The 6,999-nt window shown below is 33.7% G+C and carries 10 protein-coding genes; 3 read left to right on the top strand and 7 right to left on the bottom strand.

Translation table 11 applies throughout. The annotated features are described in order from the left end of the window. Nucleotides 1-27: 27 nt before the first annotated feature. From Q0Y70_RS09065 to Q0Y70_RS09050, 4 genes are all read right to left on the bottom strand, one after another. Nucleotides 28-489, bottom strand: coding sequence for an HIT family protein (locus Q0Y70_RS09065; RefSeq protein ID WP_297820101.1), 462 nt, complete (start codon nt 487-489; stop codon nt 28-30). Nucleotides 490-800: 311 nt separating this feature from the next. Further along, nucleotides 801-932, bottom strand: a complete 132-nt coding sequence (locus Q0Y70_RS09060; protein ID WP_297820098.1) for a hypothetical protein — start codon at nt 930-932, stop codon at nt 801-803. A gap of 105 nt (nt 933-1,037) precedes the next feature. Further along, complete coding sequence (locus Q0Y70_RS09055) at nt 1,038-1,244, bottom strand: hypothetical protein (protein WP_297820095.1); 207 nt, start codon at nt 1,242-1,244, stop codon at nt 1,038-1,040. A 5-nt stretch (nt 1,245-1,249) separates the two neighbouring features. After that, entirely contained in the window at nt 1,250-1,702 is a 453-nt protein-coding gene (locus Q0Y70_RS09050) for a GNAT family N-acetyltransferase (protein ID WP_297820091.1), read from the bottom strand. 95 nt (nt 1,703-1,797) lie between these two features. Here Q0Y70_RS09050 and Q0Y70_RS09045 point away from each other — a divergent pair, with 95 nt between their 5' ends. Both Q0Y70_RS09045 and Q0Y70_RS09040 read left to right on the top strand, forming a co-directional pair. Further along, nucleotides 1,798-2,355 carry a GNAT family N-acetyltransferase gene (locus Q0Y70_RS09045; RefSeq protein WP_297820088.1) on the top strand — a complete coding sequence of 186 codons (558 nt, stop codon included), beginning with the start codon at nt 1,798-1,800 and terminating at the stop codon, nt 2,353-2,355. A 98-nt stretch (nt 2,356-2,453) separates the two neighbouring features. Then, nucleotides 2,454-4,031, top strand: a complete 1,578-nt coding sequence (locus Q0Y70_RS09040; RefSeq protein WP_297820083.1) for an ABC transporter ATP-binding protein — start codon at nt 2,454-2,456, stop codon at nt 4,029-4,031. Nucleotides 4,032-4,194: 163 nt separating this feature from the next. Here Q0Y70_RS09040 and Q0Y70_RS09035 read toward each other — a convergent pair whose 3' ends face one another. From Q0Y70_RS09035 to Q0Y70_RS09025, 3 genes are all read right to left on the bottom strand, one after another. Continuing rightward, the gene (locus tag Q0Y70_RS09035; protein ID WP_297820080.1) at nt 4,195-4,677 is read right to left on the bottom strand and encodes a nitroreductase family protein; all 483 of its coding nucleotides are present in this window, start codon (nt 4,675-4,677) and stop codon (nt 4,195-4,197) included. Nucleotides 4,678-4,873: 196 nt separating this feature from the next. Then, complete coding sequence (locus Q0Y70_RS09030; RefSeq protein ID WP_297820077.1) at nt 4,874-5,587, bottom strand: coenzyme F420-0:L-glutamate ligase; 714 nt, start codon at nt 5,585-5,587, stop codon at nt 4,874-4,876. Nucleotides 5,588-5,595: 8 nt separating this feature from the next. Beyond that, nucleotides 5,596-6,408: a Fic family protein gene (locus tag Q0Y70_RS09025; protein ID WP_297820074.1), complete on the bottom strand. Its 813-nt coding sequence runs from the start codon at nt 6,406-6,408 to the stop codon at nt 5,596-5,598. An 87-nt stretch (nt 6,409-6,495) separates the two neighbouring features. On the opposite strand from Q0Y70_RS09025, the gene Q0Y70_RS09020 reads away from it, so the two are divergent. Then, the coding region (locus Q0Y70_RS09020) for a GNAT family acetyltransferase (RefSeq protein ID WP_297820071.1) at nt 6,496-6,999 on the top strand (504 nt) is incomplete at its 3' end.

Genomic DNA, 6,999 nt, shown 5'->3' with positions numbered 1-6,999 from the left:
TTCCTAAATCTAGCAATGATATCTCATTTATAAAAACATCTTATCTAACTCTAATCTTAATTTTTGTTTTAACTCTTCAAGTTCGGCATTTCCTAACTCATTGTCAACACTGTACATTTTTTCACGTGGATACCACCAGACAGGTCCCTTCCCATGATATCCATAATTCTCTAAATCACCTGAAACTCTTGGAAATAAATGCCAATGCAAATGCGAATCACCATTCCCCAATAATTCGTAATTCATTTTTTCGCATCTAACTGTCTTTGAGACAGCTTCTCCGACTAGTGACATTTCCTCTAAAAATTTAATTTTTTCATTTTCATCTAACTTATATAATTCATCTACATGATTTTTATAAAGAAATAAGGTGTAGCCTTTAAAATGTTGATTGTCTCCTAAGACCACATAGCCAGTTCTAAGTTCTTTTACGAAAAACTTATTTTGGTGTTTTTTGATCATCTCAATCCGATCACAAATCAAGCACATATTTTCCTCCAGAATGTTAATTATTATTTATATTGATATATCCATATTCGTAAACTTTTGAAATATACTAAAAGCCTGCAACGCCAACTTTAAACGTGGAATATATCCCTGCCAATTATAGTCGTCTCTTCCTTGATTATATTGATATTCAAAAGGTAAAAAGGACACTGCAATATATCTAATATCGATTTGGGACTGCTTGCATATTAATGGCCACTCGACATCAGTTAATAACTCTCTTGAATTTTTAATGATAGTTTTACCAACAGCGCTACCAAAAGTACAACATCCTGCTAAAATATCAAGTTCGTTTATTCGGCAGCTGCTTTATTAGTGATTGTTTCAGTTTCAACCCAAGTATTCGGATATGTTAAAAGATCTGAATTATTTCGGCCAATTATTAGATACTCATCTTTTAACTTCAAATTACTAATAAAATCCATAAATTGCTTTTTCCTATTCAAAATAGCAGTAATTAATTTATCAAAATTACAGTAGAAATACATGCTATTTTTATTTTCATGAGATAACGCAAAATCTAATACTTTTCATCTTGCACCTGCCGCTCCGTGGGGAGGTATTAAAAGATACTTAATGTGCATCTCTTTAAAAATGCCTAAAAGTGGTGTATCAGTCACAGTGCTTACACTTACATAAACATCATCAAATATTTTTTTAAGTTCATTAACTATGATAATTAATTCATCATTTAAGACATTTGGATGATGAACCGTAGATATTAAAATCTTTTTCAAGACATTCATCTCAATTCCATCGTATCTTGTGAAAAAATAACTGGAAATTCATCCGACCATTTTTCAATAACCGTCTTTGCTATTTTAAAGCCCAATTTTTCATATAGCGCTTTAGCTTGTTTATTGTGAGTAAATACATCTAATCGAATCGGTCGCTCTAATTCATCTAATGCTTTTTGAAGTAATGCAGTAGCTATACCTCTTCTTTGCCGTGAAGGATCAATATATACAAAGCTTAAATCTCCAGGACGAAATCCGACAAATCCAGCCAGTACGTCATCTTCAAATGCTAAATAGATTTTACATGATAGAAAATAATCTAAGTATGGCGCATTCTTTAATGGTAGAAAAACTTCTTCTAAATTTTCACCTTTGAGTTCTTGTCTTCGTGCATGATCCATCACCGAACACAAATCGTCAAAATATTTTGGCTCATAAGGTTTAATTTCTAGATTCATTTTTAACCTAATTCTGTTTACACTCATCTTATTTGTATTTATTATTAATCTATCATAATTTTATATTTTTACAATAATAAATTGGAGATCATATTATGCGAGAAAATTTAATTTTAAACTTACAATCATTTAACTCAGACTACTTATATGAGATTTGGCAAAACGGCTTTTCAAATCAAAATCCTGAGTGGACAAAATGGAATGCTCCTTATTTTAAGGATTATCATGCTTATCCCTCTTTTTCTGATTTTAAACAAAGTTCTGTAGCTGAATATCTATTGAGCGATTCTTGCAAGTGTATTTGCTTAAATGAAAAAGCTGTTGGCATGGTTTCCAAAAATTGGATTGATGAAGCAACTCGCTGGCTAGAAGTTGGAATAGTTATTTACAATTCAGAATACTGGCATGGAGGAATTGGAACAAAGGCACTTAAAATGTGGACGAATGAAATTTTCAAGCAACATCCTGAATTGGAACATATTGGTCTTACAACATGGACCGGTAATCCACGAATGATGCATCTCGCTGAAAAAATTGGTTATACGAAAGAAGCCCAAATTCGCAAAGTACGATATTTTCAAGGAGTATATTATGACAGTGTAAAATATGGAGTTTTGCGTGAGGAATGGGAAAAAATGCATAGGAATTTATAATTTTTATTTCATAATCATATGAAATATGATAAGATTATTTGCATCAAAGAAGAAACGACTAAATAAGTCACTTTGATGGGGTCTAGAAAGGTATATTTATGTCATTAAAGTTTGCTAACAAAAAGAAGCTAGCACTTTATGCCCTTTTAGCCTGCATAAGTGCTTGTGGTAATGTCGTCATCGCTTATGTCACGAAGATAATGCTCAACAGTGCACAATATCATCGTGGCTCTTTAAAACAATTAGTTCTTATTGCCCTCTTAGGAGCGATCGTTCTAATTCTTATTATGTTTTTGAATTTCGGATATCGCTACCTACGTTTTGATATTACACGCGATATTAACCTTAAATTGAAAGATAAAACTATCAGTTATTTAGTTAGTCAACAAGCTGATTCACAAAAAGAAGGTCTTAACCTAATGACCAATGACTTAAAGCAAATCGAATCACTAAAAATTGCTAACGAATTAATGATTATTTCAGAAGCTGCAGCTTTCAACATTTCAATTACTGTTGGTTTATTAAATTCTTGGCTTTTAACAGTCATCTTTGTGGTAGCCACGATTATTCCAGGTTTCGTTCAAAAACCATTCGTTAAAGATATTCAAAATAAGGCAAAGGTTTGGGAAGAAAAAAATGCCGAGTACACGCAAGCAGTGTCCGATGCAATCAATGGTTCTAAGACAGCTATGCTCTACGATGTTCAGCTTCCAATTGTTTCTTATGTCGTGAAGCAAGCAAAACAAATGGAAAATTCCTTGCGTACCTTAAACTATACTCAAGGCGCAATTTCCACGCTATTCATGACAATTGCTGATATTTTTAGTTTTACCATCCCATTTTTGGTCGGTGCGATTTTAATGTTTAATGGGCAAATTGGAGCTGGTACATTGGTCATGATTGTTCAATTATCTAATGATTTCATCAATCCGATCACGATGATTTTTGACCAACTTAACCAAATTCGCTCTACTCAGCCAATTTGGAATAAAATTGAAAAAGCGCTCCATTTCGAACATTCAACTCTTTCCTCTTCCGATTTAGCTTTTAAACAATTAACAGTTAACGATCTATCTTATGCTATTAATGGAAAAAACATCTTAAGTAACGTCAATTTCACAGTTAAAGCAGGTGAAAAAGTATTATTGATGGCTCCAAGTGGTTTTGGTAAAACTACCCTATTACGACTGTTAGTTGGTCAATTAACACCAACTTCGGGTTCAATCATGATTGATCACCAAAATTTAGCGGGAAACTGGCGAAAGGCTCACGACTATTTTGGCTATATCAATCAAAAGCCCTTCATGTTTAATCGGAGTCTGATTTTCAATCTGACCTTCGGTAAAAAGTATTCAGAATCTGAATTAACCGGTGCAATCAAATTAGCAGGACTAACACAATTAGTTGAAGAAAAAGGACTTGATTATCAAATTGGACAAAACGGTAGCAATCTCTCTGGAGGACAAATTCAAAGAATTGAAATTGCACGCGCCATTTTAGCTAAACGGCCTATTCTGCTGGCTGATGAAGCAACGAGTGCCTTAGACAATACTTTGTCTTTACAAATTCATCAAACCTTACTCACCAATCCTAACTTTGCAGTCATTGAAGTAGCTCACAAGATTTCTAACCGTGAGAAAGAAATGTTCGATAAGATTATTGATCTAAGTAAATAAAAAATATATCATCACAGTCCGTTTGTTTGGAATACGCTCCAAATGAGTGGACTTTATCTTTATTGTTTGGAGTTAACTCCAAACGCTTAATAAAACAATCACCACATAACAAAAAAGCATTGACTCCTCAATTTGGAATCAATGCCTTTTATTCTATGTTCAATTATTTTCTAACAACTTTATAGCGGTTAGATCTGTCTTCTGGCTTACCGTTATCGGCTGCATAACCAATTGGCAATAATACCGAAGTTTCAAAGCCATCATCCATCCCTAGCTCTTTTTGAATTTCTGGGAACTTGTTTAAGGCAATTACACCGCCCATTACGTAGACAGAAGCTAGACCAAGATCGAATGCTTCAACCATCACATTTTCTGCTGCAACAGATGCAGCTCGCTCGCCAAATTGACTATCTTTTTTAGTGTTAATCATAAATACTAGTGGCGCGTTGTAACAAGAGTTCTTAGTGTTATCCTCAATCTTTTTAAGTAATTCTGGATCAGTGATTACGCTTAACTCCATTACATCTGTCTGGTGAAGTGCACAAGGTGCAGCTTGAAAAGCATCAATCAACTTTTGAATTTTTTCTTCATCAACTTTTTCATTAGTGTATTCTCTAACAGCTCTTCTATCAAAAATTGCGTTCATACATTTTCTCCTAAAAGACGAAATCTTAATAAACCATTTTCAGAGTCCATTTTATTGCACTAACAATTAATAAGCAAGTTTTGAAACAAGCTCCAGCTAAATATTATTCTGAAATTGAAGTAATTATTTTAGATCTTATTTTTAGTAACAAAGCTTCTATGTCATACCAAACTAATTTTGACAAATACTAAACTAGTTAATTCGTTGCATCCCTAATTTCACTACTTGGATCAAAATCATACTTAAATCCGCTAATTTTAACAACGGGAAATCCCTGTCCGCGCTGTCCCATCAGCAATCCAGATGCTGCCGCTAACATATCACAAATAGTTTCTATGTTGGTCTTTTGTTCAAATTCAGTCTTGCGCAAACCATCTATGCCGTATAAGCCCACTGCAACTTGAGTAGCGCCTTTTTTATCAATCCGACCATCGCTATCAGTAATAATGACAGCAACCTTAACATGTAATTGATGCTCAATTTCTTTTCTAATATTATGTGCGATCTTATCGCAATTAGTAGGTAATGTTAAAACTATGTCCTCTTTGTATTTATCTACTCCACCACTGGTTAAAAATAACCCATTTGGTAAAAATGCACCGATGAAATTATCAGCAATCTGTAATTTCTTACCTGTTGGATCTTCGGTTTGATCAATAATGACTTGAATAAGGCGAGGATCTTTTCCCGGCAACTTTTCATGAATTTCTTTAGCTACTTCAGATGGAACTACTTGGCTCAAATCAACAAAGTTACCATTTGCTTTAGACAAGAGCTTTGATGCAATGCATAAAATATCGCCTTCACGTATTAAGAAATGCTCTTTTTTAATTGTTTCGATTATGATTTTGGAGATATCACACTTAGATGTAATCAACGGAAAATTATCTAATCGTTCAATAGTTATCATGGCTTTTATTACTTATCCAAATTATTTAATCTAGTTAAACTATCAGCATTCTTACGCTCAGATTCAATGCGTTTTAATAAATCTAGCCTATCTTTTAATTCATTTTCTTCATATCTGGAAACCAATTCAATAAACTCCTTGTCGTTACCAGTTGTCTGTGCAAGTTGCAGTGCTTTCATGTAACCATTGCGACTGCCTTTGTCTGGCTGAATATTAATAATCAGATATCCATGTTTAACCAATTCAAAATTCATCAACAATCTTGCTGTTCTGCCATTTCCATCTCTAAATGGATGAACTGAGACAAATTTCAAATGCATTAAAGCAGCAACTTTAACTGGATGCTGCTTTCCTTCTATCTCATGATACCAATCTATTAATGCTTGCATTTTTTCCGGAATTTCAGTAGGATCAGCATAATGTACATTTGGAACACCATTTGGCCAGACTTTGATTTGACGATATTGACCGGCTGCTGATCGTTTTATAGGGTCATCTGAGTAAGTAACTAAGCGATTAATATCACGAATAGCAATTTCATCAAGAGGTAATTTTCCAGTAGCTAGTTCTTGAACATAATCATATGCGCGACTTAAATCTAATGCTGCTAAATGATCTGCAAAAGGCTTACCATGAATGGTTAAGCCAGTTTCTAACAACTCAGCTGTTTCATATTTGGTTAAAGAACTCCCTTCAATTGCATTTGATGACCAGATATGATCATACTTCTTTTCTTTTTCAATGGCTTGCACTTCGTCTTTAGTTAACGGGCGATAGGTGTTTATTTTTTTTAGCAAATTAGTGAGCTGGATAAAATTCATATTGTCTTTCCCTCAAGATATTCAATAAAAACCAAAATTACGATATATTTATTTTAATACAGGCTCTGATTTATTAGCAAAGGATTAATGATGTTTAGTAATATTCAAAAAATTACCCCAAACACATATCAACTATTTGAAGATAATAAAAATCTGGGTACAATTTCTTCTTACACCAACGATTACCATAATAAATACCTGTATCTTAAATTTAATCTGCTTAGTTATCCCTCCTACTCACCTTTTCCAACCATCTCGCAAACTGAAGGACGCCGCCTCCAAGTGATGGTTGATTCAAGTGAGGAGTCACTAATTCACTTTCTAACTAGAAATGACTTTCAATTAAAAAGACGGTGCTTTTCGCCAGTAGTCTCCAAAATCGATCTTAAACATCCCCTGAAAGCGAACCTAAAGCTACATAAGTTTGATCATCAAGATGAAAGATATTTGGACTGTTGCAGTTTCTTATATGATTATTATAAGAAAACTCATGCTCCTGTTTCCCCATTGACTGCTCCCAGAGATACGTTTATCAAAGAAGTCCCCACCAAGACTGGTTACTATCATTTAACTGATAATATAATCGATAAC

The organism is uncultured Lactobacillus sp., assembly GCF_947367085.1.
GTDB lineage: Bacteria > Bacillota > Bacilli > Lactobacillales > Lactobacillaceae > Lactobacillus.
The sequence above is the reverse complement of the archived record's forward strand: the minus strand, read 5'-3'. Positions and strand labels throughout refer to the sequence as shown.